The organism is Aquimarina mycalae, from assembly GCF_029906345.1.
Classification (GTDB): Bacteria; Bacteroidota; Bacteroidia; order Flavobacteriales; family Flavobacteriaceae; genus Aquimarina.
The window spans coordinates 83576-107149 of the sequence record NZ_JARYGY010000006.1; the positions used below are offsets into that span (position 1 = coordinate 83576).

Annotated in this window: 14 protein-coding genes; 7 read left to right on the forward strand and 7 right to left on the reverse strand. The window is 32.7% G+C overall.

The annotated features are described in order from the left end of the window. Positions 1-215: 215 nt before the first annotated feature. From QBK95_RS14920 to QBK95_RS14945, 6 genes are all read right to left on the reverse strand, one after another. Positions 216-6704 (reverse strand): DUF6443 domain-containing protein, encoded by a 6489-nt coding sequence (locus QBK95_RS14920; RefSeq protein WP_280935189.1) that lies wholly within the window; start codon positions 6702-6704, stop codon positions 216-218. An 18-nt stretch (positions 6705-6722) separates the two neighbouring features. Then, on the reverse strand, positions 6723-10265 hold the full coding sequence (locus QBK95_RS14925) for a hypothetical protein (RefSeq protein WP_280935192.1): 3543 nt from the start codon (positions 10263-10265) through the stop codon (positions 6723-6725). A gap of 203 nt (positions 10266-10468) precedes the next feature. Continuing rightward, the gene (locus QBK95_RS14930) at positions 10469-13231 is read right to left on the reverse strand and encodes a CHAT domain-containing protein (RefSeq protein ID WP_280935194.1); all 2763 of its coding nucleotides are present in this window, start codon (positions 13229-13231) and stop codon (positions 10469-10471) included. An 18-nt stretch (positions 13232-13249) separates the two neighbouring features. Beyond that, positions 13250-13777 carry a hypothetical protein gene (locus QBK95_RS14935; protein ID WP_280935196.1) on the reverse strand — a complete coding sequence of 176 codons (528 nt, stop codon included), beginning with the start codon at positions 13775-13777 and terminating at the stop codon, positions 13250-13252. Positions 13778-13929: 152 nt separating this feature from the next. Beyond that, on the reverse strand, positions 13930-16671 hold the full coding sequence (locus QBK95_RS14940; RefSeq protein ID WP_280935200.1) for a CHAT domain-containing protein: 2742 nt from the start codon (positions 16669-16671) through the stop codon (positions 13930-13932). An 11-nt stretch (positions 16672-16682) separates the two neighbouring features. Beyond that, positions 16683-17240: a hypothetical protein gene (locus QBK95_RS14945; RefSeq protein ID WP_280935202.1), complete on the reverse strand. Its 558-nt coding sequence runs from the start codon at positions 17238-17240 to the stop codon at positions 16683-16685. A 101-nt stretch (positions 17241-17341) separates the two neighbouring features. Between QBK95_RS14945 and QBK95_RS14950 the strand changes: the two genes are divergently transcribed. The 5 genes from QBK95_RS14950 to QBK95_RS14970 all read left to right on the forward strand — a co-directional run bounded on the left by QBK95_RS14950 (position 17342) and on the right by QBK95_RS14970 (position 21439). Further along, positions 17342-17908, forward strand: coding sequence for an RNA polymerase sigma factor (locus tag QBK95_RS14950; protein ID WP_280935205.1), 567 nt, complete (start codon positions 17342-17344; stop codon positions 17906-17908). After that, the gene (locus QBK95_RS14955) at positions 17905-18702 is read left to right on the forward strand and encodes a tetratricopeptide repeat protein (protein ID WP_280935207.1); all 798 of its coding nucleotides are present in this window, start codon (positions 17905-17907) and stop codon (positions 18700-18702) included. The genes QBK95_RS14950 and QBK95_RS14955 overlap by 4 nt, the downstream gene beginning before the upstream one ends. Before the next feature lie 219 nt (positions 18703-18921). Then, complete coding sequence (locus QBK95_RS14960) at positions 18922-19854, forward strand: peptidylprolyl isomerase (RefSeq protein WP_280935209.1); 933 nt, start codon at positions 18922-18924, stop codon at positions 19852-19854. Between the two features lie 326 nt (positions 19855-20180). Further along, complete coding sequence (locus tag QBK95_RS14965; RefSeq protein WP_280935211.1) at positions 20181-20906, forward strand: hypothetical protein; 726 nt, start codon at positions 20181-20183, stop codon at positions 20904-20906. Between the two features lie 11 nt (positions 20907-20917). Then, entirely contained in the window at positions 20918-21439 is a 522-nt protein-coding gene (locus QBK95_RS14970) for a YfiT family bacillithiol transferase (RefSeq protein ID WP_280935213.1), read from the forward strand. 55 nt (positions 21440-21494) lie between these two features. Here the strand turns inward: QBK95_RS14970 and QBK95_RS14975 are convergent, their stop codons facing one another. Beyond that, entirely contained in the window at positions 21495-22052 is a 558-nt protein-coding gene (locus QBK95_RS14975; protein ID WP_280935215.1) for a thioredoxin family protein, read from the reverse strand. A gap of 89 nt (positions 22053-22141) precedes the next feature. Here QBK95_RS14975 and QBK95_RS14980 point away from each other — a divergent pair, with 89 nt between their 5' ends. Next, on the forward strand, positions 22142-22606 hold the full coding sequence (locus QBK95_RS14980) for an Mpo1 family 2-hydroxy fatty acid dioxygenase (protein WP_280935217.1): 465 nt from the start codon (positions 22142-22144) through the stop codon (positions 22604-22606). An 87-nt stretch (positions 22607-22693) separates the two neighbouring features. After that, complete coding sequence (locus tag QBK95_RS14985) at positions 22694-23557, forward strand: alpha/beta fold hydrolase (RefSeq protein ID WP_280935219.1); 864 nt, start codon at positions 22694-22696, stop codon at positions 23555-23557. The last annotated feature ends 17 nt before the right edge of the window (positions 23558-23574 follow it).

Sequence of the window (23574 nt, forward strand, 5' to 3'; positions counted from 1 at the left end):
TATTTATTTTATTCGCTTTCTAACTTATACCGCCACTAGAGACACTCAAGTGGTAGTGAGAGAAAGTTTTTGATTTGTATGGTTAAAAAAACCAGCTACATTTCTGTAACTGGTTCTTAATATTTATTTCTTACTTTTATTGCTTACTCTTATTCAGCACGGAAAACATTTCCAAGCCATCTGGGTAAACTCTAGTAGCCCTTAGTTTAGCGCAGTTATTGCCAATTGGTATTCTCAATTGTTATTACTTTAGGATTTTTTTTGATAGTTTTTTCAATTGAATCTCGCTTTTTTTTCAGTTTATTTCTTCTTTTAACACTTCTTACACTGTCGGATTCATTTCTTGCTGCATGTAGACCATGTGCAACTTTTATTTCATCTGAAGCCATTTCAAAAGGGTCATAACCTGTAATTTCTATTATTGCTTGGTGACTTTCAAATCTACTATGGAATTTGGTTACTTCCTGAGATATAGAATCAATTTTATTTTCTAATTCAGCTACTTTTTGCAGGCTAGCTTCTTTATTTTCTGAATCAATTCTTCGTTGATTTTCAGTTTCTTCTAATTCAGCTTCATGTTCAGCAACTTGTTGTGGTACTGCAACTATATCACCTACATCAACTCTAGATTTTTCAACATTATCTTTTGGATCAATATAGGTATCCATATTCCAATTTTGGTTCTGTTTTTTCTGACCAGCTAATAATTCTTTTGCCTGATCAAATGTGATTCCTGCATCTTCTGCTAAAGTCCAAGCACTATCATTTGCTTGTGCTGTATAAGTTCCATCTCCATTGTTTATCCAAAAAGGAGCCATTCCATCAGGGTCAATAAAACTTATAGGATTATCAAAAGCGTAATTATACGGTGAGTGTCTTGTCATATCTTCTGCAAGTGGATCAAGATTCATCCAACGTCCAATTGCAGGGTCATAGTTTCGAGCTGTAATATCAATCCATTCTAGACCAAGTTCACTTTGTTCTTCTTTCCCACCAAATCCATAGTTATGTTTGCTTCCTGTAACAGTATTATTATACCCTTTATGTTGTAACCCAAAAGGATAATAATTCTTTTCTTCTCTAATTTCAGTAGCATCTACATTACCATCATTATTAGTGTCTGAGTAAGAGAGTCTGATATTCCCTAAATGATCTTTAAATTGGTAGACATAATCAAAATTTCCATCACTTTTAGGTTCTATATATCCTTCAGGATGATTCATAAACTGTAACGTACCATTTTTATAGATATAATTACCAGCATACTCCGTAATCGTTACTATTTCTGCAGTATCATCTACTACTTCTTTTCTCAATTTTACACCTGTAGCGTCATATGTATAAAATATCTGGTTTTCATCATTGACAGTTACAATATATGGTAAGTTTAGGTGATTGTAGAGAATTTCAGTAATATTTTTATTACGGTCGATAGTCATATTTCCATTAACATCATATTCAAAATCAGTATTGGTATTGGTACCATCTCTAAAACCATAGGTGTCGTTTCCTCCATCGGTTACGGTTAATAATTTATTACCATTATCATACGTATATGATAAAAGATCCATATCGCCAAAGGAGGTTGCGGCTTCGTTAATATGTCCTTTTCTGGCAAGGGACATAATATTCCCCATTTTATCATAGGTAATACCAGAAAGATTATACTTACCATCACTACTCATACCCGTATTAATTCTGTTTAAGGCATCATATTGATATCCATAGGCACGCTTGGTATTGTCATTAGCTGTTTTCCAGATGGTTTCGCTAATGTTACCATTGTATAATGCTGTGGCTCCAAGATTTTCTGTAGCAGTGTCATAGTGAATACCGAAGGCAAAGAGATCATTCTCCATAGTATGTAGATCATTGATTCCCTGTAACCATCCACGTATGTTGTAGGTGTAATCTACCGCTTGTAATGGTGCTTGTTCTGTGTTACCTACCTTTTTAATTGCTAACTGCCCAAGTTCATCATAAACATTATCAGCAATTAATTCTTCCTCCTGATTATTAATCTGTTGTTTTTGGGTACGTAATCTACCTATATGATCGTAAGTAAATGTATCTGTAGTAAAGATCATTGGATTATCATCTTTTTGATGAATACTTATACTTTTTTCTACTTTACCCGCAAAATCTAATTTTGCGAGATTCCAATCTGTGGTTCCTAAATAATCATTTTTTACAATAGTTTCCCAAGGTCTTCCTTTTTCATCATAATAAGTGATCGTAGTAATCCATTTATTAGTAGTCAACACTTTTACTTGTGATACGGTTGATAACCCTTTTACATTTGCTATTGCTGTCATCCCTTCCCAAGATATCGTTGTCGTTGTTGGATTTGGGTTGACCAGATTACCAAGTGCATAATCATCGTAGTAGTTAATGGTTAATATTTCATCTACAACAATTGGTGTAGCTTCTATCGTATAATAAATAGTTGTACCTGCTATTGTTTGTGGAGTTGCAGTTCTTTGCTCGTAATGTATTACTCTTGTTGGATCATTTACTACTTGCTGAAAAATAATTCTTGATAAATTAACTTTTTTGATTCCTGTATAAGCTACCCTTCCCAAAGCATCATATTTGGTAAACAACCATTCATTTTTAGCTCTTTGATTCGCATCTTGCGTCAAAATGGGTTGATCTAGTTTATTGTATATAATATACTCCCATCCTTTGCCAGGGATTTTCTTTTCTACCAATCGGTTACGACTATCATATTTGTACTGATAGCATAACTCGTTAAGTTCGGTGGATGAGACTCCATTGCTGGTAATCACTTTTGGAGGGATTACATAGGTTAAATTTCCAAAGTCATCATACACATAATAAGTATCATGAGCTTCTGAGCTTGCTGAACTAGTGGAAGCATAGGTACGTTTCAGTATGACACGACCTGATTTATCTTTGTATTCTTTTGTTGTATGATTATCTCCATCTGCTGGTTGCCAGTTTTCATCTTTGGTAACGGTTAGATAAAGTTCATTAGCTGTATGAAATCCATTATCCAACAAGGCAACATTCATTCCTGTTCCTTGTACATCATAGTTAATTACTTCGTTGATACCATTAGTTTTATAATCAAATTTGATTGTATGGTTCAGTGAGATTTTGTCATCATAATCTTCTAAAATAGGTTGATTAAGGTCAATCGTAATAGAAGTATTTAGACTTACAATTTCCTGCAGCACTTCTGTATCAGACGATAGTATAAAGTTATTGTTTACTAACTCTAAACGATAGGAGGTAGGGTTCCCATTGCCATCTACTAAATTTCCTAAATCCAGGTATTTAATTGCTGGTATGATTCTGATATAATCAATGGTTCCCAATTGTAAAGGATGTGCTTCATTGTTTGTTTGCATTGCTAAAGGAAATGGTGATCCTTTTGCTTCGAATGTCAATATGTTGTCGTGATCAATATGTGTTAATATCCTATCAAATTTGATCTCTTCATTGTTTTCAACTTCTGGTTGTCCTTGTTCTGGATCAAAGAAAAATACTGCATCCCATTGTTTACTAGTGTATCCATAATAACTTCTAGGCATAGGTACATACTGTGGATTTACATATTCAATATTTTTAGAATCAAATTTCCAACTCTTTCCAGGAGCAGCTTGTTCCAAGGCTCTATTTAAAGGAGAAGTTTCAAAAACGGTTTGCGAAAAAGGGTTTACATCTTCCAGTTTTGTAATACCTGTAAAATCAGCTGTATGCTTATTTAGATAATATGCATTAATATCGGTATGGATATTCACTGTTTTATAACTACCTGTTGGGGCAGTTGAGACAAAAGGTAAATGTTGTTTGGCCTTTCTTCCGTACTCATCATATTCAATATGAGTAACGATATCTTTGTGTTCACTTTGAAGATCCTCGATCAAATTATGTATTGGGGTTTCATTTCCGTCTATTTTTTGTACTATAGGATTCCAGAAGAATTGATTGGTATTAACATCGGTACTATAGTATAGGTAGCTTCTAAATCTTGAGGTAATTGTATCATCACCCCATTTAAATTCGTTACCATTGATTACTTTATTACCATTAATATCGTATACTCCACTGATACCAGAGTTACCTTCTGTATATTGATGCGGATGAATAACCCCAACAAGTAGATACCAAGTATCTAATTGTGGTAAGTCTCCAGACCAAAAGTATGGATTGCCATTGGCTGTGCCATTAAGGTTGTTTACTCTTTGTGTTCCGTGGTAAGTTCTTCCATCTTGTGATCCAGTTCTTTTTACCCACACAGTATATCGATATCCAACGTTTTTATCAATAGCAAAGTAATCAGTGTTCCACCCTCCATCTGCATTACTACCTGTGTCGTTACCACATTGCCATAGTAAGGAGAGTTTACCTTCTGGATCCGCCCCAATAATTCTTTGGTTTTCATATGTACTACCATTTTGATTAAAAAAACCTGTACTACCAGAGCTTTGAGTCCAATCGATGGTAAGTTCATTGTTACTTATTTGATGATTATAAACGCTTGACGCCTTGATGGCATGCTCTTGCTTTGGTCTTCCTAAACCATCAAAATAGGTTATAGATTCGATAACATCTTGCTGATTTTGTATAGAATCAGGTGATATTAACGCTCTCTGATAGGTCCTGTTAAATATGTAATTCTCTGTTTGAGTTAATGAAGGCATTTCGTAAAGTTGTGCAAGGCATCCATTGTTTGTTCCAGCTTGATTCACACATTGATCTCCTGAGGTACTTACATAACCTACAGGTTGTATACATTGCGTTAGAGTTGAACTAGGATCTCCAAAACCATCTCCATCTGTATCTGCATACCATTTTTTACCTGGATGAACAGCAGCATCATTATCGTTACAATCTGTTAATGGTAATATCGATTGCGTATATTGACTTCCTGGACTACCACATTGGGTAACAGTACTGATTGCAAATCCATCACGATCAACATCTTTGTACCAAGTAATAGGTGATTGAATACTGTAGTTTACGGTTCTTGCAGCACTCCAACAAGCAGAGCTATTATCTCTTGCTCTTAGGTAATATACAGAACCACTGGTTCTAGTGATTGAGGTACTGCTATTAGAAGTACTGGTACCTGAAGCAGTACTTTGCCAATACCAAGTACTACCGCTTGGAGGGTTACTACGTGTCAATACACTGTTTCCACAGTTATTGGTTACCGCAGGTGCAGAAGGAGTAGTAGCTACAGCTTTGATACTGTAGTTTACAGTTCGTGTAGCACTCCAACAACCTGAACTATTGTTTCTAGCTCTTAAGTAATATGTAGAACCACTGGTTCTGGTGATCGAGGTACTGCTATTAGAAGTACTGGTTCCTGAAGCAATACTTTGCCAATACCAAGTGATACCGCTTGGAGGATTACTACGTGTCAATACACTGTTTCCACAATTGTTGGTTACTGCAGGTGCAGAAGGAGTAGTAGCTACAGCTTTGATACTGTAGTTTACGGTTCTTGCAGCACTCCAACAAGCAGAGCTATTATTTCTTGCTCTTAGATAATATACAGAACCACTGGTTCTAGTGATTGAGGTACTGCTATTAGAGGTACTGGTTCCTGAAGCAGTGCTTTGCCAATACCAAGTACTACCGCTTGGAGGGTTACTACGCGTCAATACACTGTTTCCACAGTTGTTGGTTACCGTAGGTGCTAAAGGTGTTGCAGCTACAGCTTTGATGCTGTAATTTACAGTTCGTGAAGTACTCCAGCATCCTGAACTATTGTTTCTAGCTCTTAAGTAATATGTAGAACCACTGGTTCTAGTGATCGAGGCACTACTATTAGAAGTACTAGTTCCAGCAACTGAACTTTGCCAATACCAAGTAGTACCACTCGGAGGATTACTACGTGTCAATACACTATTTCCGCAGTTATTAGTTACTGTAGGTGCTGAAGGAGTAGCAGGTTTAGCTTTGATGCTGTAATTTACTGTTCGTGCAGCACTCCAACAACCTGTACTATTATTTCTAGCTCTAATGTAATACTTGTTACCAGAAGTTCTAGTTATGGATGCAGACGAATCTGATGTACTAGTTCCATTAGGACTACTTTGCCAATACCAAGTTAATGCGCTTATAACAGCTCCTCTTGTTAATTTGCTTATACCACAGTTGTTTACTACCGTGATATTACTACTAGTTGGAACAGGTGGAAGTGTCGGTATGCTATAAGAAATAGATCTTGCATTACTCCAGCATCCTGTGCTATTATTTCTAGCTCTTAAATAATAAGTGCTTCCGCTGGTTCTGGTGATTGAAGTACTGCTGCTAGATGTACTAGTTCCTGTAGATGAACTTTGCCAATACCAGGTAACACCACTCGGAGGATTACTACGTGTTAATATACTGCTTCCGCAATTGTTAGCTACCGATGCTGTGGCTGGTATACCAGGTTTGTCTTCATCTACAGAACCGTCACAGTCATTATCGATTCCGTCACAAATTTCGATGGCTCCTGGATAAACGTTACTGTTACTGTCATTACAATCTGAGTTGTTAAGCACGAACCCAGATTGCGGGAAAGAACTGATATCATTAATGGCATTACTATTGGTTCCAAAACCATCTCCATCTGCATCTCGATAATATGTTGGTTTATCATCGCCTCCGGGAAGTATAATCTGACTCTGTACCGAACCTGAAATGATAAATAATAATATGTATATAATATGTTTTGTTTTCATTTTTTGATGTATTTCAGGTTAATCTCTGTAGTTGTATTGGTTTTCTGTAAGTATGTTGCCATCATGATCTCTAGCGAATTGAAGTCTGTATAATTCATCATATTCATAAAAGATGGTATATCCTCTGGGATCGGTAATACTTGTTACTCCTACAAGAGGTTTGTAAGTATGCGTAGTTACTTGTGCGTCTGGAAGTGCCTGACGGATATTATCTAATTCAATTCTTAATTGCTCCCCATCTAAATTTTGTAACTCATCTATGGATACAGAAAGATGGGATATAGCTTCATCATATGATGCATTTAAGATTTGTGCAACAGGGTATTTGTAATCATAGCCCCAGATTGCTGAGGTAATAACTCCTCCTTCATCTGGGATAGGATTTGTATTAGGAGAAGTAGATGATGTACCGTCTTTAATAATTTTGAAATACTGTAACAGATTTCCATAGGTATCATATTGATCATATTTAACAATGCCTCGCAGAGGTTCATCACCAATTGCGATTAGCTTCTTTATAGGTTTAAATATTTTTTCATAATACCTGTTTGGGGTTTGAACTTCTGTATAATCCAATTTGGATTGGTTAATAGTTTCACCATCTTTTTTAATGATAGTAGAAATAACTGGTGTTAGAATATTTCGTTCGGTTAACTCTGCTGCACCTCCTGAAGCAACATCATAAGGGTAGAAGCTTTCGACTTCTATGGTGTGATTTTCACTATCAGTAGTAATTGATTTTTTTCGTTGATATTTTTCATCATATGTGAAGTTTTGAATGTTTACTACTTCTTGAGGGAAATATTGTTTAGAGATCGTTTGATTAGGAAGATAACTCCAGTCTTTTTCGCGATACTTAACAAATTTAAAGTAGTTAAACAGGTTGTACTCGGCAGGGTATTGATAACAATCTCCTTCCTTTTTTATTCTATATGCTACTTTTACACTTGTAGGATGGTTTGGATTCTGATCAAAACTATCTTGCTGTGCAAGTAATCCAATACCTAAATAATTATTAGTTTGTTCTGAGAGTTTCTCTGTTGTAAAACCGTTTTCGACATATCTGTAAATTGATTGATTTAGAAGCCTTCCCTTATCTTTATCTACTCCTTTTGGGACAACAGGATAATGAATTTGATCTATGGGATCATATCCAAAACTAGATTCTGTATACCCATTAGGATAATAATATGTATCTACAGAAGAATTATTTGATCCATAAGGGTCTCCAGAGCCAATGTAAGTTAATACTCCTCCTGTGGTGCCTATAGGAACTAAACAACCAGGTGTATTGCAATCTGGCATTCCAATAAGAGATGTCTTGACTGCTTTTTTTGAAAACTCTCTTACTTTCGTATAAATTACTGGAACACCTTGATTTAGGTTTAAGCTATTATATGTTTTTGAAGAATAATTTTTTCGACTAAAAAGGCTTAACCCACAGGACACAGTACCATTCGTAGTTGTTGAAGGAACACAACAGCAATACTCAATATCATGACTATATGTTTGTATAGCTTTTTGTAATTCTTCTCCTGATGAAAACCCATCTTCATCCGTGTATTCATAGTTTTTTGTATCCGCGACTGTTCCTTCGCTTGTATAATTGATAAGTTTCGAAATTCTAATTCCACCAACTTGTTTGTTGTCATATAGTGGTACTTCAGTATCTGTAGTATTTGAATTTGGAGGTAAATAAAACCGTACTTTAATTTCTCCTGTTACTTCTTCGTAATTAGAGTTTGTCCAAATCTTAAATTCATAGGTGCCAGGCTCTATTTTGATTTTACCTCTAGTATTTCCTCTTTTGGTAACTGGATCGTGATATGCTCCATCAATATCCCCATCATCAATAACCTTATATACTCTTGGACAAAATGAAGGTATTGGATCATCTGTAATGGCTCTTAAATGACTGGCATATTCTCCTAGGTCGGAAGCAGAATTAGTGTTACCTGCACAACCGTTAAGTTTTAGCATAGAGACTCCAGATCTAGAAGCTGGTAGTGCTTTTATCAGGTATTTGATGTCAGCAACGACAGTGTCATTAAAAGTATATTGATATTTTTCTTCTTTGTAACTAGTGTTTGTTTGTTGATCTGATTCGAACTGAAGATGTATTTGCCAATTAGATGCAAAATTTTGACTTTCTTCAAGAATGTTTTGATAGGTGTCTTTTACAGTATTCCCTTCATAAGCTATTTGAGTATAACCTCCTGTAGGGTAGGTAATCTTAGTAAGAGCTCCAACACTTGCGTATGAAAAATTAGGACGCTTATCCGTTTCATATGTACTTTGTGGGATAGTAACTCCGTGTTGATTATTAACACCGTTATAGAAACCCCATAAATCTTGTTTAAATGGATTGTCATTTTCACTATCAACAAAACCAGGAACACCAGTCTTATTAGAGTAATCAAAAGAGTAGTAGTTTTCTCCATTTCTATCGATACTCATTAATAAATCTCTTGCTCCTTGGTAAGAAAAACCATAATTCCAAAGCATTTGATTTGTATAAGTGTCATTGATGTAGATAGCAGAATATGTAATACGATAGCCTTCAGTTTCTATTCCTTGAGTAAAAGGTAATTCAAAGGATAGCCTAGCCGTAGAAGAAGTAATACTGGTTAATATTTTTCGTCTTATAAGCGTTTTTGAATAACCTTCATTATACTTAGTGTCTGATATAAACTGTGTACCGCAATTAAATTCATCACTGCTTTTGCTTCCTGATGCAAAAAAATCACTACTGTAATAATTTCTTTCCTGATATTGGAAATTGATTTCTTCATTGTTTGGAAAAACTACACGTTTTAAGTTCCAACTAGAAACATATCCAGTAAAAGAATCATTAAATACATTAAAATTACTTCCAATATTAGTAGGAGAATTGTATTCTTTTTCTGAGAAAAAGTATTTGATTCCGTTGTCGTCAGTAACAATAAATCCGTCTAATTCATATTCGTTTTTCCACTCAAATTGTAATTGGTAATTATGTTCTGATATAAAAACTGGTTGTTTATCTAATCCTACCTTAAACGAAAAACTAATTCCATTAACACTTACATAGTACTTATCTGCTTCTCCATCGATATCACCAGAAATAAGCTGTTGTGTAGTTTCTTTAGAAATACTTCCATTTGAAAAATATGGATTTAGATATGTGCCATTAACGTTATTAATGCCATAATAACCATTAGGATGCTCATCAGGAATACCTCGCACTTCTCTAGTTACAACTCCACCAGCATTAAGTAACCAACCTAAACCAGTTAAGGAAGGTTTATCTTCATAGATAAGTCCTTTAAAATTATAAGAAAGTGATATAGGCCATGAATAACCTCTCGCATCTATAGTATGCAATGGTACCTGAAAATTAACCTGTCCAGTGCTTAAGTTTACAGGTACGTTTCCGTATGTTCCTAATCTTCCTGCTTCAGGAGATACAGGAAATGAAAACAGGTTTACGTCTTTTTCTTCTCCCGAGGTGCCTGTGTCGTCCTGAGAGAATGATAAAAAACCTACCAATACAATTAGTAGTAAGATCTTCTTTTGAATCATGAGTATAGTTTTAATAACAAATAATTTTTTGATATATACTCTTGTTCAAGAAGTGATTTATATGTTACTATGTAAACTTGTTTTTTTTGTAGTTTTTTAAGAAATATAACTTTATGTAGTAGTAAGTGTCTGATAAACAAAAGAAAAGGGTTGATGAAATTTTTCACCAACCCTTTTGTAAGTTGTATAAACTGATATGAATTTTATTTCTTTTTATAGAAAGCAAAGCGATATATCGCAAAAACAAGTGTAATAAGAATCAATCCTATCCATAAAAACAACAAGTTGTTAGACTGAGGCAGCAACGTCCCGCTATCCCCAATCAATATCAAAGAGGCCCAATAATGAGGCGAAGCTTCTGCATCCGTATTATTGTATAAGTAATTCAATTTTGCAGTTCGTAAAGCTGCTGATTTGGTTTGACCTTCACTTAGGTTTTTATAAAAATCAGAAGTAATTGTAGCTGTTGCTTTATCATTGGTACTCCAAAGCGAAGGAATGACAGTATTAGCTCCTGATTTAAAAAATCCACGAGCTAGACTCAATACACCTTCACCACTACGCACCTCTCCTAAAGAGGTGTTACAAGCACTTAAGACTACCATTTCTGCATTATTCTTGAGGAAATCTATTTCAGGATTGATCATTTTTTGATCTTGAAAAGCAATCCAAGGAGTAATAGAGTCAGTAGCAAATGCATGAGTTGCTAAATGAATAATTTTATAATCAGAGAGTTCTTTGACAAAATTATCTTTTGTAGCTTCTTCATTAAGTAATAAGAGACCCGAATAATACGAATTAGCTCTTGTTACTTCTTTTGTAGTATTTTTTAAACTTGTAAGGTCATTGTCAAAATCTCTAGGAGCAATACCTAAAAATTCTTTTTTAGCAAACCGCTCTCTGTTTGTATTTTGTTTTTGAAAAGATAAAGAATACGTATAATTGATTTCAGAATCTTCTATTAAATATTTTCCAGAACTAAGATCGCAAACCAGAGCCTCAAAAGGAATAGTCGCTATCAAATGATCAGGAATAATAGTGATTTTTTTATCTTTTAAAAGAGGTCTAATTTCTTTGGGAATAAGAGAAGTATATAGATTATGCGACTTTTCTCGATATGAGATGATATCTTCTTCATTTCTAAAGGGGGCATTTAGTTGTTCTCTAAGTTTATATATTTTGTCCTGTAATGATTTAGTATTTTCTAGTTTAATTAATTTTTGGAAATCTTTAGATAAGATCAGACAATATGTATTCGGAAATAAACCAGAAATTCTTTCAGTCATCATATATTGTATAATGATTTGATCATCATCATAACTTATATTAGAAAGAGGCGTTATTTCTGGTATTTGTAATGTTGTCTTATAATCAGGATAGGAGGAAGCGATAGAATCCTTATATGATTGTAGTTTTTGTTTCTGAGTAAAGAGGAGATCAAAAATAGAATCTTTAGTTTTACCAGAAGCAGTACTATAGCCTTCTTCTAAATTTAGAATGTTCATTTTAGATTTAGATTCCTCTTTTAATATAGAGCTAGGAATAGTAATTTTTTCTTTTGAAATTTCTTGAATTAGTAACAGTGCTTTATTTTTTTCAGAAAGATAAAATCCATAATCCATTTCATTAGCTTCAAAACTAGCTTCAATACCAGAAGCATAAGTTCCAGAGGCGATACTTCTCCATAAAAGTTTTGTGTTATCAGAAATGTTTTCCTTTAATATAAGATCAATTAATTTATCGGATATTTTTACTAAGGCAATAGCTTTTTTATGGTGTTCTACATTCTTTTCATAAATTCCTTGATCAATATAATTGTCAATAGAAGCTTTCAATACTTCTAATAATAACATTTTGTTGTTAATAGAAGATATTTCTTTTTTGTTTAAAATCAGGGAGATGTTATCGATATTTACTTCCTTATCAAAAAATATAGATAAGGATTTGAAGTAACTTCTCGTAGCCTTTTCATAATTCTTATTCGAATTCTCAAGTAACCCTATTCCTATATAAATTGTTCGAGGAAAAGATGGATCACCGCCTAAATTTTTTAAAGATTGTTCGAAGTATTTTTTCGCCTCCTCATTATTATTATGAATATTGGACAGGCCAAGATTGTAAGAAGTTTTTGATATATATTCCTTTATTCCAAGTTTTGTAGCTTGTTTTAAAGCTTTTTCATAGTATTTTTGGCTACTCAATGTATCATGAAGGATTTCATAATACCAACCACCAGTATTATTATAAACTACATATAGATTTCTTTCATTAGTATTCTGAGATTCTAATAGTAGTACTTCTGCTTTTTTTAAGTGTTTTAATGCCTGATCAGCTTTTTTATCAGTTCTAATGAATTTTAAAGCATCTGCTATTTTAATATGATTACTTATTAAAAAGGCATTGTTTTTTCTTTTTTTTAAAAAAACAAATGCTTTATTGTAGTTGTCAATAGCAGAATATGGATCTTGTAAAAACCGGTAGCAATCCCCAATTTTAGAATATGCTCTTCCTACCAAATAGTCTGATCCTGGAACAGAAATAAGATCTCTGTATATTTCGATCGCTAGTTCATATTTTTTTTCTCTATAGCTATAGAGTCCATAGTTATTGTAACTGCGTTTTAGTAAATCAGGATCAAAAGGTACTGCTTTAATACGTGCACTAATAGCTTTTTTTAATACCTTAATGGCTTCTGGTTTTGTTACATCTTTTTTATTAAGCCATTTAGCTATTTGATGTGCATCAAATCCTAATTGAGTATAACCCTCTATATCTTCATACTTCTTAAGTAATTGATAATACAGCTTAAGTTTTTCATTATCTTCTTTTTCTAATTGATATATAGAATCTAATTCTTTAGAGATAGTTTGCCCAACTATAAAATTGTTTACACCACAAAAAAAAGTGGCAAATATATATATTGCTATACTTTTGCCACTAATATGTTTTTTTACTGATATGTTCATTGAACTAATTAAACTAGTTTAAAATCCACCTCCACAAGAAAGAGGACGTTCATACATTCTATAAATTTCATATGTAAAATCTCCGATAGCGCCAGTAGATATTTTTTTACCTAGTCTATGAGTTTCTTCTATATCACTAGTTTCTACTGCTACAGCGATTGTACCTTCTGTTACAATAATTTTAGGATCACCTCCCATATCAACTCCTGATCGATTGAATAGTATAGGATCATATTGATCGATTACCCATGCTTCTTTAGTTCCACAAGAATTTTCTATATCTTTTAATAAGGTACTAAAAACTTGCCCTCTCATAAGGCTTCTAAAAGCTTCCCTTGTTGATTCTGGCATACTTTCAGGATAAAATGCAGTAACACAAGATTTACATTCCTTATTAAGGTTGGTAGACCCAGGATATATTAAGTTTTTAGCATTAGTTTCATTATTGATAAAAGTTTCTTCTTCAAATACATTTTCATCTGTTGTACAACTTTGTGTTCCAATTACAAAAATTGCAGCTACTACTAATAAAGTGATTTTTTTCATTCTTAAATGTTTTTTTGTTTTCATTATTTATTAGTATGTTCCCTTCATCTAATAAATGTTACTGCGCGAAAGTAAAAAAAATAATTATTAAAGCTTTTTTATTTTTATTTGATAATAGTTTCAAAATCGTATAGATACAGCACTTTTCTATTTTAGAGTCTACCCTTCTTTTTTTGATATAAAAATATAAATAGAATAGTTATAAGAAGTGTAACAATTCCAATCCATAAAAACAACAAGTTATTAGATTGTGGTAATAATGTACCTGTATCTCCAATTAGTATTAATGAAGCCCAGTAATGAGGAGAAGCTTCTGCATCTGAATTATTGTGTAAGTAATTCAATTTTGCCGTTCGTAAAGCTGCTGATTTGGTTTGACCTTCACTTAGGTTTTTATAAAAATCAGAAGTAATTGTAGCAGTTGCTTTATCATTAGTGCTCCATAGCGAAGGAATGACAGTATGTGCTCCCGACTTAAAAAATCCACGAGCAAGGCTTAATACACCTTCACCACGGCGCACTTCTCCTAAAGAAGTATTACATGCACTAAGCATAACCAATTCTGCTTGATTATCAACTACGGAAAGTTCTAATTCAGTAAGTTTTTTTTGTCTAAAAGCGATCCAAGGATTTAACGAATCAGAGGCATCGGCATGAGTTGCTAAATGTAGAATCTTGTATTCAGAAGCCTGTTTTTTAAAATTTTCCTTGGTAGCTTCTTCTTTAATCAAAAGTAAACCGTTATAATATTTATTAGCGCTACTGATTTCTTCTTCACTTTTTTTTAAGGTTGTTAATCTGTTTGGGAAATCTACAGGAGCTATTCCAAGATATTCTTTATTTGCTTGCCTAGATATAGTAGAATTCTCTTTGTGAAAAGATAAAGAGTATTTGTAATTGATCTCGCAGTCTTCAATTAAATATCTCCCTGAATTAATATTTGTAACTAGAGCTTCAAAAGGAATAAACCCCAATATGTGATCAGCACTAATTGTAATTTTTTTGTTAGTTAGGTCATTTCTTATTTCAGAAGGGATAAGAGAATTGTAGAGTTGATGTGCAACTTTTTTATATGAAATAATGTCTTCAGATGTTTTAAAAGGACTATCTAATTTTTTTCTCAAAGAGCGAATATTGTTTAAAAGTGTTTGAATATTGTCTAATCTAAATAGCAATTTTTGATTGGCAGTCAATATCATTCCATATGCTTCAGGAATTACTTCTGCTCCTCTTTCTGCCATGATGTAATTTATTAGTACTTCATTTTGATTTAATTTTGTTTCCTTAAAGGAAACAATTTTTGGAAGTGTATTAGAATAAAAATATTCTGGATATTCCTTAGAAAGAGAATCTTTAAATTGTTGTAGATTACTTTTTCCCTTAGAAATTATGTTAGAAATAGAGTCTTTTTTATGAATGGAAACTTCTTGTAAAGAATTTTGAAATAAAATTATTTTGTTTTCTAATCTTTTTTCTTGTTCCAAAATTTCTTCAGGAATATTTAATTTATTTTTCGTTATTTCCTGAGTTAATAGTATGGCTTTATTCTTTTCAATAAAATAAAAAGCCTCTTTATTTTTTTTAAGATTTAAACAGGCTTTTAATCCCATAATATATATTTCAGAAGCTAAATCTCTCCAAAACAATTTAGAGCTGAATGAAAAGTCTTCCGTTATTATTAGGTCAATTAATTGATCACTAGTCATTGTGGTCTTGATAGCTTCTTCAGAATAAGAATAATCATCCTGATATTCAGCTAATAGATTCCATGTTTTTAATTTTCTTTTTAAAAGATCTAGGAATTCAGATTTCGCCTTTATTTTTGTAAGATCTTCTTTATTTGGTAACCAATAAATATCTGGGATTTCCTGATCAAAGTAAGCAGAAAATGCGTCTTTAAAGTGATTTTGAGCATCTAGATATCGTTTTTCTGTATTAGCTTTGATACCTAATCCTGAATGAATTTTTGGAAGAATTTCTGAGTTTTCTTCTGCATATTCTAACGATTTTTGAAAGTATATTTCGGATAAACCAAAATCCTTTTTAATATTGATTACCGCAAGGTTATAATATACGTGAGCAATATATTGGTTGCTTTCAAGTGTTTTAGCAATATCCAAAGCTTTATGAAAACTGGCTAATGCTTTACTTGTGTTTTTAGTTCCAACGCCTTCATAATACAAATTTCCAAGATTACTTTGTACAGCATATGCATCTGATAAATTTGGGTTTTTTTCTAATCTAAGTAAAGAATCCGCTTTAAGTAAGTGAAAAAGTCCTTGTTTAGCACTTTTGCGATTACGAATTTTTTTATAGGTAAACGCGATATTGATATGATTGGCAATTATATACTTTACTTGCCTTTCCGGATCAAAGTAACTAAAAGCTTTTTTTTGATATTCAATAGATTTAAATAAATCTCCAATCCGATCATAACTATCTCCAATGATTGCTGCTGCTCGCCCTTTAAATAAATTAGTTCCTTTTACATTTAAAACTTTTTCAAAAGACTTAATGGCAATACTATAATTTTCTCTTCTTTTATTATAAATAGCATAATTGTAATAACTCCTTTTTAAAAGGTTATTATCAATTGGGTTTACTTTCTCCCTTGCTTCATAAGCTATTTTAATAATCTTAATAGATTCATCCCAATGCTTTTCTTTATGGATCCATTTGGCCAACTGATGTGCATCTGATCCTAATTGTTTGTAGTCTTTGTTTTGAAGATGCTGATCTAAAATTTTATAATAATCAGCTAATTTTTCGTAATTACTGTTCGGGAGCTTATAAACAGAATCTAGTTGAATAGATATATCCTGACCTTTACTAGTAAAGGTCAGGAATAATAATATTGATAATAATAATATTTTGGAGAACTGTTTTCTTCTCAATTAAAATTGCTCTAGTAATACTCTAAAGATAGAAATATTTCGCGACAAGACGGATTCTGAATTTCAATAAACAAAAAGTCAGTCTCATCTGTACAACCACCACATCCTCCATCACCATCTGGATCTTCTAGTGTTGTGCTTTTGTCACCCTTTAAAACTGTTGTGCCACCAGTAAAATTTGCTGTCATGGTACATTGATTTGTACACAATATGGAAGGGACTTCATCACAAGGTACGTACCACTCATAGATTGCTCCGTTAAGACATACGTCTGAAGGTCTAAGTATAGCGAATATAGAACTAAACTTAGTCTTTCTATTCGTCTCTACAAGATCCAGGTAATCTTCTTGAGTTAGGTGTGTTCCAGAAGCTACGAGTATTTTTTTATAACAAGAAGATTGATCACTTTGTAATTGTAGCTTAGAGTTATTGATATTTAGTAAATCATCAACATTTAACGCATTTTCAGGAATAATATCTCCTATTTGTTCTTGTTTGTCATCTGTAGAGCAACCTTGTATCCCAATTACAAAAATTGCAGCTACTAAAAGTAACATGATTTTTTTCATTCTTAAATATTTTTTTGTTTTCATTATTTATTAGTATGTTCCCTTCATCTAATAAATGTTACTGCGCAAAAGTAAAAAAAAATAATTGTTAAAGATTTTTTATGCCTATTAATGATAACGATCGCTTACAAAATTTAGCAGAAGGGAATAAAGACACTATAGAAGATCTATATAAAAATGTTTTCCCCAAAATAGCTAGTTTTATCAGGAGTAATAGTGGAACTCAATCTGATGCTGAAGATATTTTTCAGAAAGTACTATTGCAATTGATCGCAAGGTATAAGGTAAAAGCATTTGTGATTGATAGTTCTTTTAATGCATATATTTTTTCTGCTTGTAGAAATTTATGGCGGAGAGAATTAAATAAACAAAAACGTATAGTAACAAATAACGAAGTTGTGGAACTATCTAGAGAAACCGAAGACATGACTATGGCTACTTTAGAACAAGAGAAATGGGAATTGTTTCAGGAAAAACTATCACAGCTATCAGATAATTGTAAACAATTACTACAGATGTTTTTTAAAAAAGTGCCTTATAAAGATATTGTTGGTAAACTAGGGTATAATAGTGATAATGTGGTTCGACAACGTATTTTTAATTGTAAGTCGCAATTAACTAAATTGATTAAAAAAGATTCTAGATATAGTGAAATCAAAGAATTATGAAAGAATATCCCATAGAAATTGATGATTATCTTAATGATATGATGTCAGACTCAGAAAAGCAAGCATTCGAAGAAAGACTTCGCACTGATGCTGTATTGGCAAAAGAATTGAAGTTGCAAAAAGATATGCTAACCATATATGAAGATAAGGAATGGTTAGAAGGAAATAAGGAAGCATTACAAACAGATAAAGCTACAAAGCTGAAATCCTTTTTTGAAAGTGATGAAGCTGTTGACCTAAAAGCTACGATAAAGGATGTTGTTATAGAAAACAGATCAGTATCTTTAAATAAATCCTATTGGTATATGGGAATTGCGGCGTCTATCGCAATTTTATTTACTATTTCTTTATTCGTTTTTAAGAGTGATGATTATGATGAATTGTATGCAGAATATATTCAAACTGACGAAATACCATCACTAGTAACCAGAGGAGAAGAAACAAATAAGCTGTTAGAAAATGCTCAGTTGTTATTTGAAGATAAAAAGTATCAAAAAGCTACAGAATCCTTTGAAGCATATCATAAATCGGAGACATTGGTAGAACCTCTTAGTTATATCTACTATGGTATTGCTTTGACAGAACTTAGTGAGTTTGATCAAGCATTAAAACAATTTGATAAACTATCTAATTCTAATACCCTTCAATCTAAAAAGGCAAATTGGTATAAGGCATTGGTGTTTTTAAAACAAAAAAACAAAAGTGAACTTAAAAAAGTTTTACAAACGATCACAGGAGATAAAAGCAATTATAAATATAAAGAGGCGCAAGAACTTTTAAAGAAGATTGATTAACTTGACTGACGTATTTTAAAATCTTTAATAAACGTTAATTCAGGTATTCTGTTGTTATAAAATCAAGGTAAAACGTATTGAGAATAGTTTTTTCTTATGATATGGTTTTCTAAATTATATATCATAAATCAATAAACAATCATTGGTTTTTATACACTAAACATTAAGCAATTACCTATCTTTGCAGCTTAAAATTTAAAAAGCTTAAAACACGCAGTTATGCAAGACGGATTATACGCAAAATTTAATACTACAAAAGGAAGTATCCTTGTAAATCTAGAATATAAAAAGACTCCAGGAACAGTTGGAAACTTTGTAGGTTTGGCTGAAGGAAATATGGAAAATCAAGCAATTCCGCAAGGTAAACCATATTATAATGGACTGAAATTTCATAGAGTTATTGCAGACTTTATGATTCAGGGAGGAGATCCACAAGGAACTGGAGCTGGTGGACCAGGATATCAATTTGATGATGAAATTCATCCTGATTTAAAACATGACGGACCAGGAGTGTTATCTATGGCTAATGCAGGACCTGGAACTAATGGGAGTCAGTTTTTTATTACCCATGTAGAAACAGCTTGGTTAGATGGTAAGCATACCGTTTTTGGAAAAGTTGTAGAAGGATTAGATGTGGTAAATTCAGTTTCTCAAGGAGATACAATTGATTCTTTGGAGATTATCAGAGTTGGAGCTGATGCAGAGAGCTTTAATGCAATCGAAACATTTAGACAATTTAACGGAGCTAAAGCAGAGAGAGAAGCTGCAGCAAAGAAAGAAGCAGAACAAATATTAGAAGAATTAGCTGCTGGGTTTGATAAGACAGAGAGTGGTTTACGCTATAAAATAATTCAAAAAGGAGATGGAATAAAGGCAGAGAACGGAAAAACGGTTTCTGTGCATTATAAAGGAAGTCTACCTGATGGTACTGTTTTCGACTCTTCTTATAAACGTAACCAACCTATTGATTTTCCTTTAGGAATGGGGCAAGTAATCTCCGGATGGGATGAAGGTATTGCTTTATTGCAAGTTGGAGACAAAGCACGTTTTGTAATTCCACCATCTTTAGGATATGGAGAACGTGGTGCTGGTGGTGTTATTCCTCCTAACGCAACATTAATTTTTGATGTAGAACTAGTAGAAGTAAAATAAATATATTAATACACACAAAATTAAAAACCTCTGAAATATTAATTTCAGAGGTTTTTTTGTTGATTAATTATAAAAAAAGTCGTAATTTATTAACGTTTGATTAACACTTGTACGTTGCTTTAAAATGTTAATATTTTTTTGATTCATAATAAGTTTTGATAAAAAGATTTAACTTTTCCGTCTATAATTTAGATATTTACACCCCTTTGGGGAATTGTTAACAAATCTAGGGGCCCCAATTATTGATAGTTATGAAGTGGATTTTAATATTTTTTTTAACGTTTTTTTGTGTAAATTTCTCTTTTGCCCAGAGCAATGAGGAGACCATGAGTAATATCAAGGATCAGATAGAAATCATTGATAGTTACATGGAATCTGATGTGTTTTCTTTGGATCCTGAGGAATTTCTTGATCAAATGGCAGATCATGGCGCAGAACTTAATGGATACTACGAACATGAACGCTTGAAGAAAATTATTCGAAAAATTGGGATGCCTAATGCAATGGTAGTTACTGTCTTTTATTTTTGGAATGATCAATTGATTCACGTAAACTATAAACAACGTCAGTATATGGAGAGGAGAAATGAAGCTGGACAAGTAGTAATGGATTACTCCAATGCATTTACTAAATTCGAATCGGATCACTTTTTTAATAAAGGCGAAGAAATTGACAAAAAAGTAACTGGAAAACCAGTTGATAATGTGGAGCCTGAAGAAGTTTTTGTATCCTATAGTTTACGAATGAAGGCTCTACTAGATAACAAGTTTGAGAATAGAAGTACCTATGAAACGCTACAAGGAAAATGGGTGAATGTTCGATTTCCTGATGAGCATATGATTTTTGAAGAAACGATACGATTTAATTTTCGTGAGGGTAAATTTCTAAAAAGGTTAAAAGTTAAAATTAAAGATAGTATAATGTATTGTTCTTCTCCAAAGGATGAGTACGTTTATAAATATAAAATAGAATCGCTAAACGAGTATGAATTAGTAGTGAAAGATTTGCAAGATTCATCTTCGGATTTGGTGCTATATAAAAAAGAAGAATAAAAATATATTCTATGAATCTTCAATATCCTATTGGAAAATTCGAAAGCCCAAATAAGATTACCAAAGAACATATTTCTAATTGGATTAAAGACATTGAAGAACTACCAGATAAGATTTCTAATCTGGTATTGCGTTTTACAGAGCAACAGTTAGAGACTCGATATAGACCAGAAGGTTGGACAGCTAGGCAGGTTATTCATCATATCCATGATAGTCATCATAATGGGTATATCCGATTTAAGTGGGCGCTTACCGAAGATACTCCATTAATTAAGGCATACTATGAAGATCGATGGGCAGAATTATCCGATACTAAACATGCACCAATTTATTTATCATTAGATATAATCAAGACGCTACATGCAAAATGGGTGTATTTTTTAAAGGGTTTGTCTGATGAAGACTTAGAAAAAACATTTATTCACCCAGAAGGGAATGTGGCAATTTCTTTAGCAGAAGATATCGGTATATATGCTTGGCATGGAAATCATCATTTAGAACACCTTAGAATTATTGCAGGATTGAATACATAGTATAAATGATGTAGATATACTATTTTCAAAATTTCTTACTATACTTTGTTAAGAATTATTCTTTCCATTTAATATTGCAACCTATACTAGGCTTTTGTGGTTCTATAACTTTAGAGTTTTTAAGCACCGCATCTAATGCCTGACGAAGATCGCGACCATTTACAGGAATCCCGTTTCCAGGTCTGGAATCATCAAGTTGCCCTCTGTAAATTAGTTTTGACTCTGCATCAAAAAGATAAAAATCAGGTGTGCACGCTGCGTCATAAGCCTTAGCAATTTCTTGAGTTTCATCATATAGATAAGGAAAAGTGTAATTGTTTTTTTGAGCAGTTTTCCACATATGATGCGGTGCATCTTGTGGATATTTCTCAATATCATTACTGCTTATTGCAACAAAACCAAATCCTTGAACACGATAGTCATTTGCTATTCTTACAATCTCTTCATTTACATGAATTACAAAAGGGCAGTGATTACAAATAAACATAATTACAGTGCCTTTTTTACCTTTAATATCGGTTAATGACACCTCATTATTCGTGACAGCATCAACCAAAATGAAATCTGGAGCAACTGTGCCTAAAGGTATCATATTAGAAGGAGTACGAGCCATTTTATCTAGTTTTTAAGTTTTCGAAATTACAATTTTATACTATATAAGTCTAAAAATTGCTATCTTAGTTACATTAAAATTCAATAGTTATGAAAACTTTAGATACTTGGTTTCAAGAATATGCTGTGAGCCATCAAAACAAAACAAATATTGCAATTCATTTTATATGTGTTCCTGCAATATTTTTTTCTGTGGTAGGCTTAATCATGAGTATCCCTAGTGGGTTTTTAGCTTCAATTATTCCTGGTGAAAACCCTTTTATAGAAAATTGGGCTTTTGTAGTTTCCTTACTTATTCTATTGTTCTACGTTAGGTTGTCGGTAAAAATGGCATTACAGATATTAGTTTTTGTTGCTTTTTGTATTATCGCTAATTATTATATTAGTCAATATGCACCATTATGGATGGTGTCTGTTATTATTTTTGTAGTTGCGTGGATTGGCCAGTTCTATGGGCATCACCTAGAAGGAAAGAAGCCTTCTGCAGCGCAGGATTTACAGTTTTTGTTAATAGGACCTGCTTGGGTAATCCAAAAAATGTTTGGAAAAAAATAATACAAAATGCTCCATAACTATACGTTAGTACTAATTAAAATTATCAATGACAAATTCCATCTGGCATCTAAAAATAATAACGAATAGATGAAATTACAGGATTGGAAAAACTCAGGATCATATTATTCATATAAAAACCATCAAATTTTCTATAAGGAAGAAGGAGAAGGAGTACCGCTAATTTTGGTTCATGGATTCCCAACTTCTTCTTGGGACTGGAATAAGATATGGGGAACACTTGCTAAAAAATATAAACTATATGCTATCGATATGTTGGGGTATGGATTTTCTTCTAAACCTACTGATTTTCAATATACAATTGCTGCACAAGTCGATCTGTGGGAAAGTTTTTTAAAGGAAAAAGATATTACCACTTTTCATATTCTAGCACATGATTTTGGAGATACAGTTATTCAAGAAATGTTAGCTAGATTGAAGGAGAATCCCAACTATGAATTCGATATCAAGTCTGTTTGTTTCCTTAATGGAGGGATGTTTCCTGAGACCAATTTTCCGACATTAACACAAAGAATGTTACTTACTCCATTTGGCACTGTTCTTAAGTATTTTATGGGCAGAAATACGTTGGCCAAAAATTTCAAAAAAATATTCGGGCAACATACACAAGCTAGTGATCAGGAAATAGATGAATTTTGGGAAACGATAGCCTATAATTCTGGTAAAAATGTAATCCCAAAACTGATACAATACCTTACCGAGAGAGATACACATAGAATTCGATGGAGAGAATCAATACAATATACCGATGTCCCAAAACGACTGATAGATGGAGGGGTGGATCCAATTTCTGGAAGACATATGGCAGAATTCTACAAAGAAATTATACCTAATGCAGATGTGATTATATTAGATGAAATAGGTCACTATCCACAAACAGAAGCTCCTGACGATGTGCTATATCACTATAGTGAATTTAGGAAACAGTTATAGTATTGCAAGAATTAATT